The following is a 22,452-nucleotide window of genomic DNA, read 5'->3' as shown; positions in this document are numbered from 1 at the left end:
ATCATTTATTTATTCGTCAGTTTGCTAAAGCTCATAAATACAGAAACACCCGTAGAGTTGAGGCGTATATCATAATTTCCTATTCCGGTAAGTGGCAATTTGACAAATGGCTGTACTCCGATGCTCAATGATGAATTTATCTTTCGTTCCACACTTACCGATAAGTTCGCCAGGCCAAAAAGGTGCTGATTTTGATTGCTCACCTCGACCCTTGAAGCACTGCGTTCAGGACCACTCGTTAAATCATAGCGCTCATTTAACATCAGGTAACTGGACAATCCCGTATTCACACTTATCGCAAGTTTTTTTCTCTTGAACACCTGATAGTTGACATTCAAAGGAATATCCAATACCCGGCAATCTGCATTCACCTCCCAGGATTGATTCCCATATCCGTTATTGATTGCAGCAGGACCAGCTGAGTTGTACAGCTTTTTCGCGTAAATGATTCCGGTGCTTACACTGAGCTTCCTGCTGAGCGGATAAGTTACCATCAGTCCGATGTTCGTGCTGACCTTTGAGGACACGTTAGCACCTGTGCCGGAGATGTCCGGGGCTGCCATGATACTTAGGGACAAACCGGAACGCTTCACAGTCGCAAATCCGGGCACTTTAGCTGCAGGGTATGCTTCCGATCCTTTCATCGGAATAAATTGTGCCGTATCCCCATGAGATGTGCTCAACGAAAAATTGGAAGCAAGAATTTTTTCCGGCAAGGGATTCGTTGACACCAGTTGAATTTTTGATGCTCCAGGCTCCCCTCTTTGATTTCCGGACTTCGGTCCGCTTACATTTTGATTTCTATGCTCCTTTTTATTTGTATGCTCCACCAAGGCCAGGCTCCTCTTCTTCTCGACCAGCTCTTCCACCTGACCCCGTCTTTCTACCGTTTCCTTGTCTGGCTTCCCGACTTTGGCTTTCAGCAAATTTTTATTTACAGGTTCCTCTTCCAGCAGAATGGTAAACAGGAAGATCAGGACTGTAGCGGCAATACCTGCGCCAACAAACCACCAAACCGACAAAATGCGTCTCTTCTCGTGGGCATCAAGCTTTTTGGACATCTTCTCCCAATCCAATTCATTAAATGGAATTTCTGGATCACCTAGTCCAGCTTTAAACAACTGGTCTATATTATGCTCGTCTTTCATTTATGCTGATGTGGTTATCTTTTGCTATTATCACTTTTAATCCTGTTTTGGCCTGATCGTTTGCGGTTAGCATTTCCTGCAATTTCTGCCTTGCTCTGAATAAGTTTGATTTCGATGTTCCGGTGGATATGTTTAAAATTTCGGCAATTTCTTCATGTGAATACCCATCTATCGCATACAAATTAAAGACAATACGGTAAGCAGGAGAAAGGGTTTGAATCAGGCTTAAAAGGTCGTCATAGGCCAACTGGTCGTAAACTGCTGCTCCCTGGCCAATATGTCCATGCTCGCTAATGTCATCATGATCCGAAAACCGGAGTTTCATGCGATAGTGATCGATTGCTGTATTGGCTGTAATCTTTGCCATCCATGCTTTAAAAGGTTTACTGGGATCATACTTTTCAATGTGGTTAAATGCTTTGAGGAAGGCATTGTTCAGCACCTCTGCTGCATCGGCATCATTTACCGCGTAACGTTTACAAATGCCCATGCAGTAGCTATAGAGTTCTTTATAGAGCAGATACTGACTGGATCTGTCTTTCCGAATACACCCTTTAATAATTTCCTGCACCTAAATAAATGTAATTACCTTTTTTAACCTGACCATTTTCTACTTCCTCATACGATGCAAACCGATAAAAGGTTGCGCAAGGTATGAAAAATATATTTTTCGTCATCTATCAAACTGATACACAGATTATTATTTTATTTTCCAAAGTATATTTCAAACCCCCAAGCAACCATTAATCCGGGCTCCGCGTATCACTTATAATTAAACACATTTTTCACCTTAAACTACCCCCTATGAAGCATCGTATGGTCTACCTGACCCTGACCGTAATGTACCTGCTATTGCTCAGCTGTTCTAAAAGACAAGCTGCAGAAATGGCACCAACACCCCCTAATCCCGAAACACCGGGAACAGCAGTGACCTATACCAATTTCGCCCAGGCACTCTTTCAAACCAAATGTGGCGGATGTCACAGTGCAGGAAGAGGCGCGGCAGCCGTATGGACTTTCAATGGCCTGGCTTCGGTTACGACCAACCAGAGCAGGATCCGCCAGGCGGTATTGGTCAATAAATCCATGCCTATGGGAGGAACGCTGTCTGCGGCAGAGCTGAAATCTTTACAAGAATGGTTCGATAAAAACATGCCTGAATAAACTGAACTATCATGAAAAACACCTGTCTTTTTATCCTATTCATCCTCTTCAGCTGTTCGGTAAATGCGCAGCAAATTCTGATCTGTAACAACGCAAAAGTCTCTTTTTTCTCCAGCACGGTGATGGAAGATATCGAAGGAAAAAGTGCTGTCGGAAGCTCTGTAATTGACACCAAATCCGGCAACATCATTTTCAAAGTTAAGAATACCTCTTTTCAGTTTAAAAAGAAACTGATGCAGGAGCATTTCAATGAGAACTACATGGAGTCCGACAAGTATCCGGTTTCTGAATTTAAGGGAAGCATTAAAGCGCCGGTCAATATGACTGCTGATGGAACCTACAAAGTCAACATTGAAGGTAACCTGAACATTCACGGGATCAGCAAAGCTTACAAAACCCAGGCCGATCTGGTGGTCAGCAAGGGAACACTAAATGCCAACGCGGTCTTTAAAGTCCGGATTGCCGACCATGGGATTGAGATCCCAACCCTTGTATTTAAAAACATTGCTGAATACGTTGAAGTCCGTATTCAGGCCACCTTTTTACCTAAAAAATAATGAAGATAAAAACATCTAAATCCCGGTTACTCGCTTTTTCTGCCCTGCTGTTGTTAACCGGGCAGACCGCATTTGCACAGGAAGAGCTCGAAAAGGAACTGGCAGCTCCGGCCGCTGGTAAAGAGAAAGTAAGCGCGACTTTCAAATCGACCAAGCTCATCAACGGGCATACCAACGAAACCCTTTACAAGAATGAACTGGATTTTAAAGTAGACCACCGTTTTGGCGATATCGCCGGCAGTAATGGCGGAATCCGGAAGTTTTTCGGCCTGGACAATTCAACGGATGTCCGGATTGGATTTGAATACGGGCTAACCGATAACCTGACCATAGGACTAGCCAGAGCAAAAGGCGCAACGGCGGTACAACAGCTGTATGAAGGGAGTTTGAAATATCGCTTGCTTCAGCAAACCACTGATGACCGCATTCCATTTGCAGTGACCCTGTTTGGCAGCAATACCATTGCAGCAGTGACCGCGAACAAGGATGATCCCTCCTCACCCATCGCTTACGATGGCTTTAAAGACCGGCAGAATTGGGTGGCACAAATCATCCTGGCCAGGAAATTCAGTTCCAATCTCTCCTTTACGCTTACGCCAAGTTACGTGCACCGGAATTTCACCGCCTTCCGTGATCAGAACGACATGTTTGCAGTTGGTGTTGGTGGAAGGTTTAAATTTACCCGCCGGATGGCACTGGTCGTAGATTACTTTTTGCCATTCCGGGATAAGTCGGACAAAGCTTATCTGGAACAGGTTACGGCTACCAAATTTTACAACCCCCTGGGTGTAGGGCTGGAAATGGAGACGGGTGGACACGTATTCCACCTGAACTTCACGAATGCCACCGGCATTCAGGAGATGCAGTACATTCCACAAACCACGAGTTCCTGGCTCAAAGGGCAGTACCGCTGGGGATTCAGTATTTCCAGAAGGTTCTCTTTTGCACACTAAATTTTGAGGTCAATGATCACGTCAATTGATCAGCATGCACTTTCATCAATTGGTAAAAATTAGCCCAAAAAAAAGACCGGCCTGCAAGAGGATTGCAGGCCGGTCTTTACCAATAACATGCTTTTTCTTTAAGCCTGAATAAAAGCCAAAAGGTCTGCGTTGATGGTTGCCGCTTCTGTAGTTGGCATTCCATGAGGAAAACCAGGATAAGTAATCAGTTTTCCATCTTTTACGAGTTTCACTGCTTTTGCTCCGGTAAGCGCGATTGGAACGATCTGATCGTCCTCACCGTGCATCACCAATACCGGAACATCTACGCTTTTAAGGTCTTCTGTGAAATCTGTTTCAGAGAAAGCTTTGATGCAATCATAATGTGCTTTTATTCCGCCCATCATGCCCTGACGCCACCAATTTTCCTTGATGCCTTCAGATACCTTTGCGCCTTCGCGGTTATAACCATAAAATGCAGTGGTAAAATCTTTGAAATACTGAGGTCTTTGGGTGGCCGTTCCCTGACGGATTTCGTCGAATACAGCCAATGGAACACCTTCAGGATTGCTTTCCGTCTGTGCCATAATTGGCGTCACGGCACTCACCAATACCACTTTAGCCACACGGCCCTTTCCATATTTGGCCGCATAGCGGATCACTTCGCCACCGCCTGTGGAGTGTCCTACATGGATCGCGTCCTTCAGGTCCAGTGCCGCCGTCAGTTCTGCAACATCCGCTGCATAGGTATCCATATCATGGCCATTGGCAGTTTGAGTAGACCTTCCATGTCCCCTGCGGTCATGTGCGATCACCCTGAATCCTTTATCCAGGAAAAACATCATCTGTGCGTCCCAGTCGTCGCTTGACAAAGGCCAGCCATGATGAAAAACGATCGGTTGTCCTGTACCCCAATCCTTGTAATAAATTTCTGTACCGTCTTTTACTGTAATCTTGTCCATTTTCTTTGATTTTATGTAGTTAATAATATGATTTGTTGATTTACTGACGAACTAACTGCTTAGCACAACTTTTTTTGAAGAGATGGCCCAATAGATCCATAACAAAACGCAGATCAGCAATGCCGAAACCGGAAAGTAAAAGGAAAGGACAAAAGCAGCGATATAAGTTGGCAATCCATACAGGTAATTGTTTCTGATTCCCAGAATTGCGGCTTCTGTAAGTCCCGGTCTTAACAGCTTCCTGTCCCGGCAAGCCAAAAACCACAACAGGTTATACGAAAGGTTCACCAGCACAAACGTTCCGGTATAGATGCTGATCACGAGTTGCTGCGATCCGGTATCGTAAAACTCTGCCAGCAATGAACTGGGATAGGAAACGCAGCATACCAGAAAAAGAATCAGCCCGTTGGCAAACATGATTCCCGTATTTCTCCGGTAAATCTGTTTGAACAGTTTATGATGGTTCACCCACATGATAAAGATACTGAAAAATGAAATGGCAAATGCCAGATATGTTGGCCATTGCGCCAGCAGCTTACCTGCTAAAATTCCGGGACCTGCTGTTTCAGCAAGCTCGGGTACGCGCAATTCCAATACCAGCAAAGTGATGGCGATGGCAAATACGCCGTCACTGAACGCTTCTATCCTTGCTGTTTCTTTTTCCATTATCAACTCAGTCTTCTCCATTCGCAATTCATTCATCAGTCTAATTTTGGCAGGATATTTTCAAGTTCAGCCCGCAGGTAATCGTGTTGCTGAGGTAACATCAGATGTGTTCCCAACTCTGCCAGCGGTTCGTCTACTGTGAAACCCGGATTATCGGTTGCAATTTCAAAAAGCACACCTCCAGGTTCCCGGAAGTAAAGAGAAAAGAAATAATCACGGTCTATTTTTGGTGTGATCTGAAGCCCCTGACTACTGATCCTTTCTCTGAATTCCTGCTGAACTGCTTCGTCGGGCACCCGGAATGCCACATGGTGATTGGTTCCTGCGCCTGATATTCCGTGCTGCCCCTCAGGACTTTCCAAAAGATCTATGATCGCTGAATTCGGGACGCTATCCGTTAGGAAACGGAACCGGTTTCCCTCCTGCGCCAATAGCCTGTAGCCGAAAATATCGGTCAGCACTTTAGCCGTTTTGTCGATGCTTTTTAAGGTCAGCGTTGTGCTGTGAAAACCTTTCGTCGCATTTTCAATGTTGACCTCATTCGTTTCCCATGGAATTCTGGTATCCGCTGTTGCCGGAACGATCAGGCTCAGTTCCAGCCCGTCAGGATCCTTAAACTTCAGCAGTGTTTCTCCAAAGCGTTCCTCTGCTTCCTCATGCCTCACCTGGAATGCTTCAAACCTGTCTTTCCAAAAAGCAAGACTTCCGCTGTTAACCGCATAGCCAATTTCTGTGGCCATACCGGTTCCGTTTTTCCCCTGAGCGATTCCTTCCCATGGAAAAAAGGTAAGTATGGTTCCCGCAGAACCTCTTTCATCGCCATAGTAGAGGTGATAAGTTCCCGGATCATCGAAATTAACCGTTTTCTTCACGAGTCTCAAGCCCAGCACCCTGGTATAAAATTCGTGATTTTTCTGTGCACTACCCGCAATGGCGGTGATGTGGTGCAATCCTAATATTTTATTCATTCTAATTTATTTCTTTCCCTGATCTGGTTGTAAAATAACAGATCACCATTGCCACTCCCGGCAGGACAACGCCTGTCAGTCCAAAAACCTTCCCCACGTAAGCACCCAAAACACAGCCCAATAAAAATCCGCCCAGGGTAACCAGGCCTTTTTTCAAACCTGTCAGGTAACTCAGATCTGCAAAGCCGCTGCTCAGCAAAGCACCCAGGTCAAGCGAAAACTGGGTCACATTACCCGTCATCATCGTAGTAGGTCCATGGGTTTCTTTCACGTAGAGTTTTCCGAATGCATTCTGGAATCCCATCGCAAAAACAATCATCATCGTGATCACATACATCTGAACGGTTAGCAGCTGCGCTCCTGCCCCAGCTGAACTATAAGCCAGGACTCCTGCAAGAATCAGGATGATCCCTTCGCAGCACAGCAGGAAATGGTTGTTTTTGAATCTGGATGAAATCCATCCGCCCACAATTACGGCGAGTATGAACACCGGGAAAGTGAGCAATTTGATCCAGGCATCCGCATCTGCACCTTTGATCATCTGATAGGCAAATACGATAAAGTTTCCGGTGACATGCGCTGAAAAAATCCGGTCTGCCGCCACGAAGGTAATGGTATCACAAAAGCCTGCAATTGCAGTCAGCAGCAAGGTGACGAAATTGATGTTTTTACTGGTTTCCATATCGTGATGATTAAGATAAATGCGCCCTCAACATCCAGGCCATGGATTCATGTTTTTCCATTAAACCTGTGATGTAATCGCTTGTGCCAGCATCTTTTAACGCTGTAGCATAGTTATCGATGTTTCCCCTTAAATGAATTAAAATGCTTTCATGATCAGCAAGCAGCGCTTTGATATAGGTGGTTGCATCATTTTTGCCACGGTCATCTTCGGTCAGGTGTGTTAAAGCCAGAAATTCTTTAAGTGATGCCGGTGCATAATGACCAAGTTTGCGGATGCGTTCTGCGACTTCATCCACCACCTCTTCCAATTGCGTGTATTGCGCTTCAAAGAATTTGTGTTTGTTGTAAAAGTCTGGTCCTTCTACGTTCCAGTGTGCTTTTCTTGTTTTTGTATATAAGACGTATTCATCTGCGAGAATTTTGCTGAGTGAATGTGCCACCTCTGCGAGGTTTTCCGCGCTGATTCCAATTTTTGCTTCCATGATGTTGTGATTTCGATGTGATGTATTAAAAAAATGTATTGATTAAATAGTGGTCTATTGAATAAGTTCCGGCACCGATTACCCATAAAAAGAGCATCGCCAGGGTGTACATGTAGGGCACATCCCGAACCTCAATTGAATCTTTCCGGTGTACCAGGAAGTAACCGATTGCCGTTACGCCAATAGATGGCAAGAGGAAAACTCTTGTTCCGAAGCCCAGGGCAACGAAAATTGGGACAACAGTATCAGAAAATGTAGCCACCAATCCGTTCAGTTTATCCGGCAAGCCAAGCGGATTGGGCACATGCTCCTTTTCTCCGTTTTGAACACGAAACTTTTTCATTCCATGCACCCTGAAGAGTTCGAGCATGAGCAAAACCCTGAAAATGAGTACGGCCCAGTTGTTAATTTCTGATCCTAAATCAGAATAAAGCAGGTATTTGATGATATTTTCCATAGTTTAAAAAGCAAAGCACGAACAGCCCAATGCACCCCAGAATGCGGTATAATTGTTCACAGGCAGGTTACTGGTTCTGACGGCATCGTGATGGTGCTGGTGTACATCGCAGCTGCCAGCGCAAGCGTGGACCATCGATAAAACCGAATCAGCACCATTTGTCTTTCCCCGTTGATTTGTTTGATGGGTTATCGGAGAATAGTAGCCGTTATAACTATTGGTTGGCGACCAGTCCGGCAGAATCGGTATTTTTGGTGGGGAGAAGGAAGAGAAATCACCTTTTGCATACACAATCTTACCATCAACAACGGTTAAATCAGATTCAATGCTTTTGATCTCTTCATCAGAAACTTCAAAGTAATCCTGATTCAGTACCGCTAAATCGGCCAGCATCCCCACTTCGATATCGCCTTTCTTTTGCTGTTCATTGGAAAACCAGGCACTGCCTCTGGTGTAAAGTTCTAAAGCCGTTTCTCTGCTCAGGACCGTATCTTCATTATAGATTTTCAGTCCGCCAACGGTTTTTCCTGCCGTTAACCAAAACATGGAAACCCAGGGATTGTAACTGCTTACCCTTGTGGCATCAGAACCTCCGCCGACAGGCACTTCCATCTCGAGCATTTTTTTAACTGGTGGTGTTTGCAACGCCGCTTTTACACCATAGCGGTCTGTAAAATATTCGCCCTGGTAAGCCATTCTGCTTTGAACTGCAATCCCGCCACCCAATGCTTTTACCCGTTCAATATTTCTTTCGTCTATCGTTTCCGCATGGTCAAAAATCCAGGGCAATCCTGCAAAAGGAATGTCTTGATTTACCTTTTCAAAAACAGTTAAAAAACGGCTGATGCTCTCGTTGTAGGTAGCATGAAGTCTGAATGGCCATCTTTTTTCCACCAGCAAGCGAACCACACGCTCCAGTTCAGGTTCCATATTGTCTGAAAGGTCTGGTCTTGGCTGAAGAAAATCCTCGAAATCTGCGGCCGAGAAAACCAGCATTTCCCCTGCCCCGTTATGGCGGTACATGTCATCCCCCTGGTAAAGTTCTACTGTATTTGTCCAATTGTCAAAATCTTCAAATTCCTGTTTCGGGCGTTGTGTAAATAAGTTGTAGGCAATCCTAACGGTCAGTTGTTTTTGCTCATTCAATTCATTTACGACTTTATAATCATCAGGGAAATTTTGAAAACCGCCACCGGCATCGATCACACTGGTGATGCCGAAACGGTTCAGCTCGGTCATAAAATGACGGGTAGAATTCACCTGATGTTCGTAAGAAAGTTTAGGACCTTTGGCCAGTGTGGAATATAAAATCATCGCATTTGGACTCGCGATAATCAATCCCGTAGGTTCTCCCTTTGAATCCCTTTGGATCTCCCCACCCGGAGGAGCTGGGGTATCTTTGGTATAACCAACTGCCTTAAGCGCGGCACGGTTCATAAAAGCACGGTCGTACAAATGAAGAATAAACACCGGCGTTTCCGGTGCAATGGCATTTATTTCTTCCAGCGTCGGCATTCTTCTTTCCGCAAACTGAAATTCAGACCAGCCTCCAACTACCCGCACCCATTGCGGCGATGGAGTAATATCAACCTGCTCTTTAAGCATTCTTAAGGCATCCGCAAGTGATGGAACGCCATCCCAACGCAATTCCAGGTTGAAATTTAATCCTCCACGGATCAGGTGGATGTGGGAATCGTTAATTCCCGGAACTACCCTTCTTTTTTGAAGATCAACCAATTTTGTTGCAGCACCCGAAAAATTCATCACGTCGGTGTCTTTACCGGTGGCGATAAATTTCCCGTCTTTAATCGCAACAGCGGTTATTTCTTCTTTGTGTTTTGCAATGGTATGTATCTTACCATTGAATAAAATGATATCTGCAGTCGTCATATTTTCTTTATTTAGCTACCATTTGATTTCTTAATTTTTCAGGGCAGCGATTGCTTCCTGAATTCCTTCACCCGCAGTGGTAAAAAATGCCGGACCAGCCAGAAGGATTACTCTTGAGACCGGCTTAAAAGTGGACATCTTCTTTTCTTTTAACCAGGTTTGTGTCCGGTAAGCTTCAAAAATACCCCTCACTACGTTTCCGGCAACCAGTGCCGTTGGCGAGTCAATTCCTGCATCTTTTAAATCACTTGCAAAAGAAAAATTGTCTACGCCTAGTTTAATCGCTTCTCTCATCGCAACGCTCCCCACTCCCGTCATCAAATCCGGGCTAAATTTATTCCTGTCGCCAAGACCGATTAAAAGCAGTTTTTTACCACCTATCGTCCCTTTTGGTGGGGAAATTAAAATCGTTTCGTTCGCATGACCATGAAATTTCCCGCTTTTGCGGATTTCGGTCAGCAGGCCTTTCATATCCTGATCTAAGTGCACCAGGCCATTTAAAGCCGGAGGAAGTGCCGGTGGCGTATTAAAAATATCACCTTCTGTATATTCGAAAACACAAGCGATCTGCAAATCGCTCAGCTGCGCCGATGGTCCCTGAACGACGCCTTCGATGGCAATTCCATCCATCGTACCCCAAACTTTGGCCGTCCCGATGGCGGTGCTGGCTTGTCCAAATGCTGTTCCTGTAACGAATACAGAAAATATAATCATGGCTATTCTGAAGTTGTTTTTCATTTTCTTATGGTTTAAAATTTATAGGATACCTGAGCATTAAAAAACTTTGAATTGTCCCAAAGCGGAACGATGTCTTTGATGAAATCGCCAACCCGGAAATATTGTCCGCCGGCACTAAACGAAAGGTGTTTATTGAATTGATAATCTGCACTTAACAAATAAGTAGTACCGATAAAGCGGTGGTTAGATATGGAACCTGCGGTGTTAAAATTTCCGCCCGGGCGATAGATCCCATCCTTTAATGAATACCTCCAGTTGAAAACAACATCCGCCTGAGCGGTTAATTTATCCGTGATGGCAAGTGTTAAGTAAGGATGTAAATCCATTAAATTAGAAGGCCCGATAAGCGGATTAAAACCAAAATAGCCCCCTTTAGGAAATAAAGGATTAAAGGTTTGCAGTTTCCCGTCTCCTGCTTTTTTATCTCCCGAGATGTAATCATTTCTCAGGTTAATCGAAGGCTTAAATCTGGTATTCTCAAAAGTATACCCCAACTCAATGGCCAGTGTCCAGGCATCAATATCACCCTTTCCAAATTTTCCGAACTGATAGGCAGCCTCTAAATTATAGATAAAACCGCCACCACTTTTCCAATATCGGGTAGCTACAGTATGCCTGACTTCCTTTGCGATGCCCTCCTCAAATTCCGCCTGGTCGCGTCTGATGCCTAAGTAGTAAAAATCGAAGTTTCCGGCTTTTTGAATATGGAGATTTGAATAGGCACCCCAAAGATTGGCCTGATGGCTTGGGCGATTATCGAAGACCCCAAAATTGACTTCATCAGCGGCCAAAACAAAGGCATCAATTGAAAACCGGGGTGTCGCATACCCAACTTTAGCTCCTGTAAAATACTGCCTGACCGTTGTCCCCTCTCTAACTGAAATTAACCTCCCTGAGCCATAGTTGATTTCCTGCCGGCCCACACGAAGGACCAGTGTATTGGACGAATCTTTAAGGATCCGGTACTCCGCAAACAGGTTTTGAACAGCAAGCTGATCTTCATCAACCGGAGAAGGGCCATATTTACTGCCATTTTCCAGGGCACTGTTTACCTGTGTAAAAAAGCGCAGTCTTTCGCCAATATTCAAATCAGCATATAGCGAATAACGTTGTAAAAAAGAAGAATTGAACCCTTGATTTCTGATCCAATCCTCATTGATTTTCCCTCCGAATTCTTCCCTGATCTCCCCCCCAAAACTGAGGTATACCTTTTTATCCGCCGAAAGCGGCAGGAACTTCAAAGTGTTGTAGAAATTCCTGACCGAATCTTTCAGCTGACTATAATCCTCATCGTAGCGCATCAGTTTAATGCCCTGGCCATATGCAGTTGCCATTGAACAGCAAATACAAATGGCCAGTACCTTCGCCAAATGAGGATAATTAATATTCATTTTTAGCTGAAATGACAATTAGTGTTTGATCATTTTATGTGCATACTGAATTCCCAGGCCATATCCTGCGCCATACTTTTTCATCAGGTCAGTTACCGCAACATAAGTTTCGGTTCTTGCCCAGTCTCTTTGCAGTTCCAGGATGTACTGAACCGAAGTAATCGGTTTTACCCCTGCATGGACCATTCTTTGAATGGCTCTTTCGTGTGCTTCTGCACTGACATCTCCACAGGCATCCGTAACGACAAAAACATCAAATCCTTCTGACAACGCAGACAATGCAGGGCCTACAATACATACGCCCGTCCATAAGCCGGCAAGCACCAATTTTTGTTTTCCTGTACCGGTGATGGCTTTGTAAGCCGGTCCGTCTTCCCAGGTATTCATAGAAGTCCGGTCGATATAACCTGAAGTTGCCTGAGGATAGAATTCTTCGATTTCCGGAAATACAGGTCCGGCAAAAGAATCTTCTGCCACTGTGGTCACAATGGTAGGTACCTTGAAAATCTGAGAAGCACCGGCAATAATGGCCACATTGGTTCTCAATTCCGTAATTGAAATGCTTTTTGTAGCAAAAGCCATCTGGCCTTCAAAGTCGATTAATACTAAAGCATGGTTTTCCGGCGATAAAAGATCTGGTGATGGTTTCATAATTTTAAATTTTTGAACTGGACTAACCAACAAACATACCAAGGGATCAAGACACTGAAATACAGCACATTGATCTTATTTTCATAAATTAAAATTTACTTTATTTCGTCATTTTACGAAGAGCGATTTACGTATAATCGTAAAATGACCTATCTTCGGGTAATGAAATACGGGGAACCAGATATGCTCATTCAACTTTCTGAGGAGCTTAAGGCAGCAAGGGAAATTATCGCAAAGCAGCAACAGGAAATTACGGATTATCAACAACAACTGGAAGAAGAAAAATTACTGCAGGCGGAAGAAATATCCCTTAATTACCTTGATGAGGATATCGTGGGCAGCAGTCCTTTGATCCTGCAGGTGTTGAGATCCGTAGCACAGGTGGCCACTTCCAGCAGTACGGTATTGATTCTGGGCGAAACTGGGACTGGAAAAGAGCTGATTGCAAAAGCGATTCACCAGGCCTCTTCCAGAAAGCTTAAAACGATGGTTAAGCTCAATTGTGCCTCCATACCCTCCAATCTGGCCGAGAGCGAGCTCTTCGGACATGAGAAAGGAAGCTTTACCGGTGCTCTGGAACGCAGGATCGGTAAATTCGAACTCGCCGACAACAGTACGTTGTTCCTCGATGAGATTGCCGAGCTCCCGCTGGAGCTTCAGGGAAAACTACTCCGGGCCTTACAGGAAAAAGAAATCGAACGTCTGGGCGGACAAAAAGTGATTCATACCGATGCAAGGATCATCGCCGCAACCAATCTTGACCTGCTGAAAGAGGTACAGGAAGGGAGGTTCAGAAGCGATCTTTTCTACCGGCTAAATGTCTTTCCAATCCAGTTGCCTCCGCTAAGAGCAAGAAAAGAAGACATTGAGCAACTTTCTTCTCATTTTCTCCGCAAGCTGGCCATGAAAAACGCAGACAAGCCTAAACAGTTGTCTAAAAAGGCGCTTAAAATGCTCATGGCGCATGAATGGCCAGGAAACATCAGAGAACTGGAACATGTGATGGAACGGAGTGTACTCCTGACAAAAGGAGCAGTCATCAAAGACGTCTCCCTTCCGGTTGCAGCGGGAAGAATCCCTGCAACAGATCAGGTTTCCAACATTAAGACCATCGCTGAAAATGAACGCAGTCATATCCTGTCTGTATTGAAGCTTTGTGCCGGTAAAATATCGGGTCCGGCAGGAGCCGCAAAAATACTCGGTGTCCCGGCCACAACCTTAAACTCTAAACTCAAGAAACTGAACATCTTGAGAAAACATATACTGCGTTAGCAGAATGAAATCGTAAATTCACGATATATCATCAATTGTACTTTGCCGGAAACACCTAAAGCAAAGCAAATCAAAGCCTTAAGGCATGGCATTTTATTTGGTAAATGATAACCCTGAAATGAGCAGGAATGAAAGATAAGATTTTGATCGTAGAGGACGAGTTTATCGTCGCCAATGACCTCAGCCTGATGCTAAAAAAAGCAGGGTACGACAGCTGTGGCATTGCACCTTCAGTAGCAAGGGCCTTGGAACTCATCGCTGAACAACAGCCCGACTGGGTACTTATTGATATTTTCCTGCAGGGGGACCGTACCGGAATAGACTTAGGGATTCAGCTCTCTAATATGGACATACCCTTCATTTACATTTCTGCAAATACCAACCAGAGCATTCTTCAGGCCGCTAAAGCGACATTGCCCTATGGATTTCTGGTCAAACCATTCCGGGAGAAAGATCTGTTGGTCATGCTCGATATCGCACAATACCGGCATGGGCAAAACATCAAGTATAACATCGGGCACCAGATGGGACTGGTACAGCAATTGGCAGGGATCACTGTAAAAAAGGAAGCCAGTGCAGAAAAAGTAAAGCAAATTGCGCAATTGCTGCAACCTGTTTTACCTTTCGATCAGCTGTTTCTGACCAGGATGAATCCCCGGAGCCCTTCGCGCGATTGCAACGTTATCAAATCAGCCTCCGGAAACTATCAGCTGGAATCTACAGAATCGATGCTCAAACTGCTTTCCGTATCTACCCGCGACTATAAACTTTGGAACCCGCTGGGATTGCAGCTCGACAAGCAATTGTACTGCGCTTACGAATTCAGAAAACTACGCATGGAAGACCGCTGGACGCAAGTGATCTCAGATAAATTCGGACTCGAATCTGCGATTGTCGCCAGCATTACGGCTCCTAACGGCGACATGTACAGAGCCGTATTCTTCAGCAAAGAAGGAGAACTTTACAACAGCATTCATGTAGACCTGGCCAATCAGATCATGGCGCCTTTTAGTGCAATGATCGATGAAGTATTCTTCAGCAAACCAATGACCGAAATTAAAGAGGTCAAGGTAAATCCATCGCCTCCCTCCCATTTTTATGGGATTATTGGCCACAGTCCACTGTTAAATTCTGTATTTGACAAGGTGAAGATCGTTGCTCCGGATGATACTTCTGTGCTCATTCTTGGGGAAAGTGGAACGGGTAAAGAACGTATTGCTCAGATCCTGCATGAACTCTCCCCTAGAAAAGGGAAAAAGATGGTGACGGTAAACTGTGCAGCCTTGCCGCTCCCCTTAATTGAATCTACCCTTTTTGGTCATGAAAAAGGTGCTTTTACCGGTGCCAGCGACAGAAGGATCGGGAAATTTGAGCAGGCAGATGGTGGAACCCTGTTTTTAGATGAAATCGGCGAACTGCCATTGGAGGCTCAGGTTAAGCTCCTTCGTGTCCTTCAGGAAAAAGAGATTGAACGCCTTGGGGCAAATCAAACGAAAAAGATAAACGTACGGATCATTACCGCGACCAACCGCAACCTGGAAAAAGAAGTGGCAGAAGGAAGGTTCCGGCTGGACCTCTATTACAGGCTCAACGTATTTCCGATCGAACTTCCCTCCTTACGACAACGGAAAGAAGACATCGAAGCCCTTGCCATTCATTTCATCGAAAAGTACAGCAGCAAATCTGAAAGGCCGGTCAAATCCATTTCTGCTGCGGCACTTCAGCAATTGATCGATTACGACTGGCCCGGTAATATCAGGGAACTGGAACACCTGATTGAGCGGGCAGTATTACTGAGTTCCGGAACTGAAATAACCGATACCGGACTTGCGCCGGGAGTGCAGACTGAACAGCCTATGAACGGAAATCTGAACCTTACCGGAAGTCAGCCTGCAACCGGAAAAATGAAGACCCTTGAAGAAGTGGAAAAAGCATATATCCTGGAAATCCTCCATTTATGTAAAGGAAAGATATCTGGTCCGGGAGGGGCCGCCGAGTTGTTGAATATTCCTTCCACGACGCTAAATTCTAAAATTAAAAAACTGGGGATTTCGTATGAATTTACCGATTAAGCATCGCTATCTTATTCTATGCTTGATTTTATGTCTGCACTACCTGCCAGGTATTGCCCAGACCAATCTGCGGAATAGCCTGTCCGAGCTCAGGGCCTTGTTGTCCAAACAGAAGGATGCAGAAAACAGAGCCGTTTACCAGATCAAGCTGAGCAGGTTTTACCTCTATAATAAGTCCGATACGAAACAAAATCTGGACAGTGCTTATTTCTTTGCAGTCGCGGCGACAGATGCCGGTAAAAGCGGTCAGCTCACTGCAGTCGATAAAGAAAGCAGGACTGTCCTTGCAGAAGTACTGTTGAGGAAAGGCGCCACTAAAGCTGCCCTTGCCCTGACCTCAGGTATGGACGAGCTGACCAAAGCCAGAATGCTCATCAATGCAGGCAGCTATTTTATTTACAAAAGAGCAGAATATAAGACCGATCTCGATACTGCGGCTAACTTTCTCCTACAGGCAAAAAAAATCGCCGGCGCTAAGAAAGCCCTTAAATTGGTACATGAGGCCGAACTTTACCTTTGCGACTGCTACCGGGAAGGCGGTCAGCGGCAAAAATCAGACGAACATTTTGCCCGGCTTTTAAAGGATTGCGAATCCAGCGAAGATGAGGAGGTGGCAGCAGCCACCGCTTCAAGAATTGGAGACCATCTGCCTTTTGGAACGGAGAAAATCAGGTTCTATGAACTTGCACTAGCGTATTATAAAAAAATTGGCCGGACGGAACAGGAAATCGGGATGGCGAAAGGAATTGCGGATGTAAACCTAAATCTGGGGAATCTTAAACTCGCGGAACAGCAACTTCTTTCGGTGCTCAAAAGATACCAGCAGCTGGGGTATAAAAACCTGCAATTTACCTACGACCTGTTGTCGGCGATTAACCAATTCAGCGGAGCCCAGAAAGCGGCCTTATCTTATGCAATTTCCGCGATAGACTATATGGAGCTGACGGAAAGCGATGCTTCCGCAGGTTATTTTTATAGCAACCTGGCCAGGATTTATGGAGTTATGGGAGATACACAGCGAAGCATTGACTATTTCCGGAAGGCGGTGGACCGGACCAATCCCAGGGAAAGTGACGCGAGACTTACCGCAGTCAAAAACCTTGCAGATCAACTAATTACCCAAGGGAAGATCGCAGAAGTATTCAAGATCGTGGATGCCAACATCAGAAAAGTAGAAGTATCCGAGCTGGGCTGGATGATCATTTCCGGCATCAGGGGAGAATGTTATGCGGCATTGAAAAAAAATGCCCTTGCAGAAGCGCATTTCCTGGAGATGATCCGTTGGGGAAAGAAGATACCCAGCCATTCTTTTCATAAAGCAGAAAGCTTTTACATGATCGGCGCATTTTACATGCACATTAAATCCTTTGCCAAAGCCAGAACTTATCTCAACAAAATAGCTTTACTGCCTGCGGGAACCTATCCCCTTTCCAAAATTAAAGATGCCTACCACTCTTTGTACCAGCTGGATTCTGCTACAAACAGACTGGACTCGGCAATTGTACATTATAAACTTTATAAGTTAATCTCAGATTCCCTGTTACATGCCTCTGCAAACCGGACCATTTCCGAACTTGCCCTTCGTTACCAGTCTAAACAACAGGAGAAAGACAACCAGTTGCTGCGGAAGGAAAGCATCCTTCAATTGGGTAAACTGCAAAAAGCAGACCTCACCAACAAAATCACATGGGCCGGTATTGCTGCATTATTGCTCATTATGGGCCTGATTTACCGCAACTACTACCACCGTAAAAAAGCCAATCAGCAACTTGTAGCGCAACAGCAGATCATTACCAATAAGAACCATTCCCTCGAGCTGCTGCTCGCAAGTCAGGAAAAGCTCCTGAATGAAAAGGAATGGCTCATTAAGGAAATCCATCACCGGATCAAAAACAACCTGCAAGTGGTTGCCAGTTTATTGAATTCACAGCTCAATTATCTGGACAATGAAGAGGCCAGGCTTGCCATTAAGGACAGCCAGAACCGGATCCAGTCGATCTCTCTGATCCATCAAAAACTTTTTCAATCTGAGGACCTGAATATCGTAGATATCCATGCCTATATCCATGACCTGATGAAGTTTCTCTGCGATACTTTTCATGTTGGTCAAAGGATCAATTTTATCATTGACATTCCTAAAATATCTTTCGATATTACGCAGGCTACTCCCCTCGGACTGATCATTAATGAGGCCATTACCAATATCATTAAATATGCATTTCCCGATGATCGTCCGGGAGAAACCCAGATCAGTCTCCGCAAAGGCTCAAATGAAAAGTACATTTTTCAGATCAAAGACAACGGCACAGGTCTGCCGAAGGATCTCGATCAGGGTAAGACTATGGGAATGACACTGATCCGGGGATTGGCCGAACAACTTGGCGGAACAGCGGAGATCGTATCTGATCATGGACTCTCGATCAGCATTGAATTTGAGTTGATTTCTGCAGAAAGATAGTTTTTACACTTTTCGCGGAAGTTTTTATCGGGGTCTTTTAATCGAGTCTACCACTTTCTGCGCCCTTTTGCCGGCTTCGTCTAGATCTTGATCTTTTCGTTCCACACGTTCTGACAGTAAATTTTCAATGTTAAACCTGCCTGCCCGCTCTTTATCAAAATAATCTTTGAAAACCGTAAAATTCATATTGAATGAGCTGTCAAAAGTATCTGTCAGATTTTCATTTAAAATCAATAGCGTGATAGATTCGTATTTTTCAGCTCCTTCTTCTTTTAAGTTCATTTGGAACTGAAACATTTTGCCATTCAAAAACCAGATGTCATATAGTAAGGGGTAATGGACCGGACCACCGTTGTCGTCTATGAAGCCTCTGTAAGTCGCTTTAGGATTCCCTAATTTTTCACGCAGCAAGTCTATATTCTTTTTGTAGTAATCAACTTCAGCATGATTTCTTGTACTGAAAATACAGCCCACTATTTTGTTATTGCGCTTATCTACTACAAAGTCGGCATAATTGAATTTTATATTTTTGAACAATGCAATTTCCTTTACCGGGGTAACGCCAAATACCCTTTTCTCTTTGATGTCTTCTTCTGTGATGTGGTCTTGCATTTCTTCCGTTTGCGCGTAATAGCTATAATTCGGATAACATTGAATTTCCTTAGGATAGGCGTCAAAAGGACTAAGTTCGTATGAACCTCCAATTAAGGTATCTCTATTGTAGGCTTTTAACGAATCCACATTCACTTTTTTCGAGTTGAGGATGTGGTAGGTTTTATAAAAATTTTCCGGAGAGAAATGATCAAAACTGATCTTTTCGATATCTGTGAGTTTGCTGCTTTCTTTCTGACAAGAAAAAATAAATGGCAAGCTGGAGAGTAATAATAAGATTTTTTTCATTAATTATTAGAAGAGCAAAAAAAGTACCTAAAATATAAATTTGATCTTTTTATATTTAACCGATGAAAAGAATGCTGACTACTATATTTCTATTTTTGATCATTGCCAATGCCAATGCTCAGCCTTTCGACTTGAAATCAGTTGGCGAGGCCAGGACATTTCGACTCCGGATTTACTTCGGAACACAAGGCAAAGGTGCTTTCGTACAATATCAGGGTCAGAAAGGGATCATTCCATTACAGGTAAAAAGCCGGACGGTAGACAGCACGGAACGAAAAAGCGGGCAACCTGATTTTACGACCTATGTGTGGAATGAAGTGATCCATGGGAAGGTAACGGGGAGCTACGGATTAACGCTGGGCTTAAGAGAGACTTCGGACATCTGGTATTTGAGAAAAAAGGATGGCAAGCGCTTTTCATTGGAATCCACAGCTCAAAAATCAGACAGTTATGATGGCGAGGATAAGTATCTTTTGCATGGCGCTTTGCTTTCCTTCAATCATACCAATCATGAGCGGCTCCACATCGAATATCCTGACGGAAGAAAAAAAGTAATGCAATTGCCCGACAGAGATCATCCGGATCAGAGCAGGCAGAGCATTATTGCCGATTACAATTTCGATGGCTATGATGATGTTGCCTTTTCCATTCCCGATGCCGGGATGGGTGTGTACCGGATATTCAGCATCTGGCTGTACCAGCCAAAATCCGCGCAGTTTGAAAAACTAGCTGACCCGGATTATTCCAGGTCTAACTGTTCAGAGCTTTGTGATGTCAGGATTGATCACAAAAAGAAGCTGCTTTTTACGTCTTGTCGCGGGGGAGCCAGCTGGTGGCAGGATGTATACCGATTTAATGGCCCGAATAAACTGGTATGGGTAAAATCCAGTAAAGCAAACCATTAGGTACTGGCCAAACTGATGATTTCATTGATTTGTTGCAGCTCTTCATCACGATGTTGCTCATTTCTTTCTGAATGGTTACGGGTGGTGGTCAGGCCGATATGTTCCTTAGGTGTGAATCTGTTTTTCTCACTCTCCCCGAAAATCAAATGACTCGTCAGAAATTTGGTGATCTGCTCCAAATGCACCTCATTCAGGTGAAGCGCGGTCTGTTGCAAGGCCTCTAAAATCTTACTTTCAATTTCTGGTTTTTCCGACTCATTGCCGATAACCAGGGGAAGCAACAATAAAAATAGCGGAGACCCTTCGGTCTTATCATTTGCGATGATTTCTTTTAGCTCCGTCCAGGTTAGTAAAGACAGGTGAAAATGTCCTCCGGTGTTTCCTAAATAGATATCATTGAAAAAATAGACCGTATTGAAGGAATGAAATTCTGCAAAAAGAGTCACCTTATCATTTACTTCATGGATATAGGTATATCCAGTCCAGGGATCCGGCTCCCCTCCGTCTTCCTCTGTTTGGCCTGTCAGTTCTTCAAGCCAGTCCTTTGCAGGCATTTCAAAATGCTCCATCAGATAATCAGTAAGCATGATTTCCTTTTCATCATCTGCAGCGAAAGGAAACTGACTGATCAGGTATAGACAGAAATCCTGGTTTGATAGGTTTAGTTTCATTGCTAAATCAGAATAAAAATTATACCACATATTTGTGATATAATTTTTATTCGACGAATTGTATTAATTTTTATCCCACCATACCCTATCGGTCAGTTTCGCGTTCTGCTGAGGTTGTGGGTTGGAAATGATTTCTGTATTTGGATACAATACCCTTCTAGGAATTTCCGAGAGGGCATTTTTAACCTTTGTTAATACCGGAAATCCTGTGCGGCGCCAGTCTGTATAATTCTCCGCATTCAGGAAGTTAGCAATTGATTTTTCTTCTATAATCAGTTTTAAGGCATTTGCTGAAGTTAAGTTTCCGCGGCTGGTCAGGTAAGTATTTGCATCGCCTGTGCTGACACCAACTTTTGCCATATGTGCTTTAACCGCCTCCGTGTATATCGGTTGAGCTGTTGCAGCACCGGATATGATCAATGTGGCCTCTGCTTTTAAAAACAGTGCTTCCGAATAGTTTACCAGGTAGTTAAATGCATTTGGCGCTGCATAGAAAGCTGCAGGGATGGAATAAGATTCCAGACTTCCAATTTCGTCCAAACCTGCTTCCCTGCCGGTATAAAGTCCGGTTTCTTTTGCCGGTGCCACCATTTTAGCTAACCTCGGATCATTTCTTGTTTTAAACCCATCCACAAAGGTATTGGCAAGTACCAAAGTGCTGGCAGGAAGAAAGTTTTGCTGCCATGGGTTTTCTGTACCCGGAGTACCCACAAAAATCATTTTCAGATCATCATCATTCCCCGTCATCCCGTTGTTCAGTGCAGTGATTGCCAGTTGAGCCTGTGTAGTGGCGTTATAGCCCGGCGCTTTCGTCAGGTGCATCAGGTAACGGGCTTTTAAAGTATAAGCCAGCCTTGTCCATTTGTCCATATCACCATTGTAAAAGTAGTCGTCGCTTGCTGGTTTCAGGCCCGCCTTCTTTGCGATATCTGCGATTCCATCCGCCAGCAAGGCGTCGATTTGTTTGTACACCGACTCCTGACTATCGTACACTGGTGTCAGGTTACCTTTGCCATTAAAAGCCGCTGAATAAGGGATATCTCCCCATGCATCACTAGCTGTTCCTAAACAGTAAGCCGTTAAAATTTTGGCAATCCCCGAATAATTAGAATTACCATTATTAGCAGCTTTACCTTTGAGTATCGAAAGGTTGTTCAGTGTCCTTACATACATGTTGTACCAGTCGCCATCCATGTCCTGGTTGTACATCAAATAGGTACCGAAATTTGGGGCCACCTGATTCAGTGCAATCACCTGTAGGTATTGCTGCAAAACGATGCTTAAATTGCCATCACCGGCAGCATTTATATTTTGGGAGATCAGCATTTCAATCGGTGCCAGCATCAAGGGTTCACCCACATTGATCGGCCTGTTGGGGTCATTATTTACATCAATATATTTCTTACATCCTGAACTCATCACCAGACTGATGACCGTTAAAACCAGGTATATCTTTTTCATCTTCATCGTATTAT

Annotated in this window: 22 protein-coding genes; 7 read left to right on the top strand and 15 right to left on the bottom strand. The window is 44.3% G+C overall.

Annotated features, from left to right (window positions below; all coding sequences use genetic code 11):
* Positions 1 to 5: 5 nt before the first annotated feature.
* Together AAFF35_RS12330 and AAFF35_RS12325 are read right to left on the bottom strand one after the other, a co-directional pair.
* Positions 6 to 1,148 carry a hypothetical protein gene (locus AAFF35_RS12330; RefSeq protein ID WP_342332811.1) on the bottom strand — a complete coding sequence of 381 codons (1,143 nt, stop codon included), beginning with the start codon at positions 1,146 to 1,148 and terminating at the stop codon, positions 6 to 8.
* A complete protein-coding gene (locus tag AAFF35_RS12325) occupies positions 1,132 to 1,719 on the bottom strand; it encodes a sigma-70 family RNA polymerase sigma factor (RefSeq protein WP_342332810.1) in 588 nt (195 codons plus the stop codon). Before AAFF35_RS12325 ends, AAFF35_RS12330 begins: the two co-directional genes overlap by 17 nt.
* 233 nt (positions 1,720 to 1,952) lie before the next feature.
* Between AAFF35_RS12325 and AAFF35_RS12320 the strand changes: the two genes are divergently transcribed.
* The 3 genes from AAFF35_RS12320 to AAFF35_RS12310 are packed head-to-tail and all read left to right on the top strand — an operon-like array spanning position 1,953 to position 3,822.
* Positions 1,953 to 2,312, top strand: coding sequence for a cytochrome c (locus AAFF35_RS12320; RefSeq protein WP_342332809.1), 360 nt, complete (start codon positions 1,953 to 1,955; stop codon positions 2,310 to 2,312).
* Between the two features lie 11 nt (positions 2,313 to 2,323).
* Complete coding sequence (locus tag AAFF35_RS12315; RefSeq protein ID WP_342332808.1) at positions 2,324 to 2,869, top strand: YceI family protein; 546 nt, start codon at positions 2,324 to 2,326, stop codon at positions 2,867 to 2,869.
* Positions 2,869 to 3,822, top strand: a complete 954-nt coding sequence (locus tag AAFF35_RS12310; protein ID WP_342332807.1) for a DUF5777 family beta-barrel protein — start codon at positions 2,869 to 2,871, stop codon at positions 3,820 to 3,822. Before AAFF35_RS12315 ends, AAFF35_RS12310 begins: the two co-directional genes overlap by 1 nt.
* 128 nt (positions 3,823 to 3,950) lie before the next feature.
* Here AAFF35_RS12310 and AAFF35_RS12305 read toward each other — a convergent pair whose 3' ends face one another.
* Genes AAFF35_RS12305 through AAFF35_RS12260 form a run of 10 tightly spaced genes read right to left on the bottom strand, consistent with a single transcriptional unit; the run spans position 3,951 to position 12,699 of the window.
* Positions 3,951 to 4,772 carry an alpha/beta hydrolase gene (locus AAFF35_RS12305; protein WP_342332806.1) on the bottom strand — a complete coding sequence of 274 codons (822 nt, stop codon included), beginning with the start codon at positions 4,770 to 4,772 and terminating at the stop codon, positions 3,951 to 3,953.
* 51 nt (positions 4,773 to 4,823) lie between these two features.
* Positions 4,824 to 5,438, bottom strand: coding sequence for a TMEM175 family protein (locus tag AAFF35_RS12300; protein ID WP_342332805.1), 615 nt, complete (start codon positions 5,436 to 5,438; stop codon positions 4,824 to 4,826).
* A gap of 35 nt (positions 5,439 to 5,473) precedes the next feature.
* Positions 5,474 to 6,406, bottom strand: a complete 933-nt coding sequence (locus AAFF35_RS12295) for a ring-cleaving dioxygenase (protein ID WP_342332804.1) — start codon at positions 6,404 to 6,406, stop codon at positions 5,474 to 5,476.
* A 1-nt stretch (position 6,407) separates the two neighbouring features.
* Positions 6,408 to 7,088 (bottom strand): YoaK family protein, encoded by a 681-nt coding sequence (locus AAFF35_RS12290; RefSeq protein WP_342332803.1) that lies wholly within the window; start codon positions 7,086 to 7,088, stop codon positions 6,408 to 6,410.
* Between the two features lie 10 nt (positions 7,089 to 7,098).
* Positions 7,099 to 7,572: a DNA starvation/stationary phase protection protein gene (locus tag AAFF35_RS12285; protein ID WP_342332802.1), complete on the bottom strand. Its 474-nt coding sequence runs from the start codon at positions 7,570 to 7,572 to the stop codon at positions 7,099 to 7,101.
* Positions 7,573 to 7,597: 25 nt separating this feature from the next.
* Entirely contained in the window at positions 7,598 to 8,029 is a 432-nt protein-coding gene (locus AAFF35_RS12280) for a DoxX family protein (RefSeq protein ID WP_342332801.1), read from the bottom strand.
* 3 nt (positions 8,030 to 8,032) lie between these two features.
* Positions 8,033 to 9,919 carry an amidohydrolase gene (locus tag AAFF35_RS12275; protein ID WP_342332800.1) on the bottom strand — a complete coding sequence of 629 codons (1,887 nt, stop codon included), beginning with the start codon at positions 9,917 to 9,919 and terminating at the stop codon, positions 8,033 to 8,035.
* 30 nt (positions 9,920 to 9,949) lie between these two features.
* Entirely contained in the window at positions 9,950 to 10,657 is a 708-nt protein-coding gene (locus tag AAFF35_RS12270) for a M17 family peptidase N-terminal domain-containing protein (RefSeq protein WP_342332799.1), read from the bottom strand.
* A gap of 11 nt (positions 10,658 to 10,668) precedes the next feature.
* Positions 10,669 to 12,048 carry an alginate export family protein gene (locus AAFF35_RS12265; protein WP_342332798.1) on the bottom strand — a complete coding sequence of 460 codons (1,380 nt, stop codon included), beginning with the start codon at positions 12,046 to 12,048 and terminating at the stop codon, positions 10,669 to 10,671.
* An 18-nt stretch (positions 12,049 to 12,066) separates the two neighbouring features.
* Complete coding sequence (locus AAFF35_RS12260; protein WP_342332797.1) at positions 12,067 to 12,699, bottom strand: hydrolase; 633 nt, start codon at positions 12,697 to 12,699, stop codon at positions 12,067 to 12,069.
* 162 nt (positions 12,700 to 12,861) lie between these two features.
* Here AAFF35_RS12260 and AAFF35_RS12255 point away from each other — a divergent pair, with 162 nt between their 5' ends.
* From AAFF35_RS12255 to AAFF35_RS12245, 3 genes are all read left to right on the top strand, one after another.
* Positions 12,862 to 13,971, top strand: coding sequence for a sigma-54 dependent transcriptional regulator (locus AAFF35_RS12255; RefSeq protein ID WP_342332796.1), 1,110 nt, complete (start codon positions 12,862 to 12,864; stop codon positions 13,969 to 13,971).
* Between the two features lie 128 nt (positions 13,972 to 14,099).
* Positions 14,100 to 16,043 carry a sigma 54-interacting response regulator gene (locus AAFF35_RS12250; protein ID WP_342332795.1) on the top strand — a complete coding sequence of 648 codons (1,944 nt, stop codon included), beginning with the start codon at positions 14,100 to 14,102 and terminating at the stop codon, positions 16,041 to 16,043.
* Positions 16,027 to 18,501 carry a histidine kinase dimerization/phosphoacceptor domain -containing protein gene (locus tag AAFF35_RS12245; RefSeq protein WP_342332794.1) on the top strand — a complete coding sequence of 825 codons (2,475 nt, stop codon included), beginning with the start codon at positions 16,027 to 16,029 and terminating at the stop codon, positions 18,499 to 18,501. The genes AAFF35_RS12250 and AAFF35_RS12245 overlap by 17 nt, the downstream gene beginning before the upstream one ends.
* A 24-nt stretch (positions 18,502 to 18,525) precedes the next feature.
* On the opposite strand, the gene AAFF35_RS12240 is transcribed toward AAFF35_RS12245, so the two are convergent.
* Positions 18,526 to 19,401, bottom strand: a complete 876-nt coding sequence (locus AAFF35_RS12240) for a hypothetical protein (protein WP_342332793.1) — start codon at positions 19,399 to 19,401, stop codon at positions 18,526 to 18,528.
* A gap of 71 nt (positions 19,402 to 19,472) precedes the next feature.
* On the opposite strand from AAFF35_RS12240, the gene AAFF35_RS12235 reads away from it, so the two are divergent.
* Entirely contained in the window at positions 19,473 to 20,306 is an 834-nt protein-coding gene (locus AAFF35_RS12235) for a hypothetical protein (RefSeq protein ID WP_342332792.1), read from the top strand.
* On the opposite strand, the gene AAFF35_RS12230 is transcribed toward AAFF35_RS12235, so the two are convergent.
* Both AAFF35_RS12230 and AAFF35_RS12225 read right to left on the bottom strand, forming a co-directional pair.
* On the bottom strand, positions 20,303 to 20,977 hold the full coding sequence (locus AAFF35_RS12230; RefSeq protein ID WP_342332791.1) for an Imm19 family immunity protein: 675 nt from the start codon (positions 20,975 to 20,977) through the stop codon (positions 20,303 to 20,305). The genes AAFF35_RS12235 and AAFF35_RS12230 overlap by 4 nt on opposite strands.
* A gap of 63 nt (positions 20,978 to 21,040) precedes the next feature.
* Entirely contained in the window at positions 21,041 to 22,438 is a 1,398-nt protein-coding gene (locus AAFF35_RS12225; protein WP_342332790.1) for a SusD/RagB family nutrient-binding outer membrane lipoprotein, read from the bottom strand.
* Between the last annotated feature and the right edge of the window lie 14 nt (positions 22,439 to 22,452).

Source organism: Pedobacter sp. FW305-3-2-15-E-R2A2, assembly GCF_038446955.1.
Taxonomy (GTDB): Bacteria; Bacteroidota; Bacteroidia; order Sphingobacteriales; family Sphingobacteriaceae; genus Pedobacter.
The sequence above is the reverse complement of the archived record's forward strand: the minus strand, read 5'-3'. Positions and strand labels throughout refer to the sequence as shown.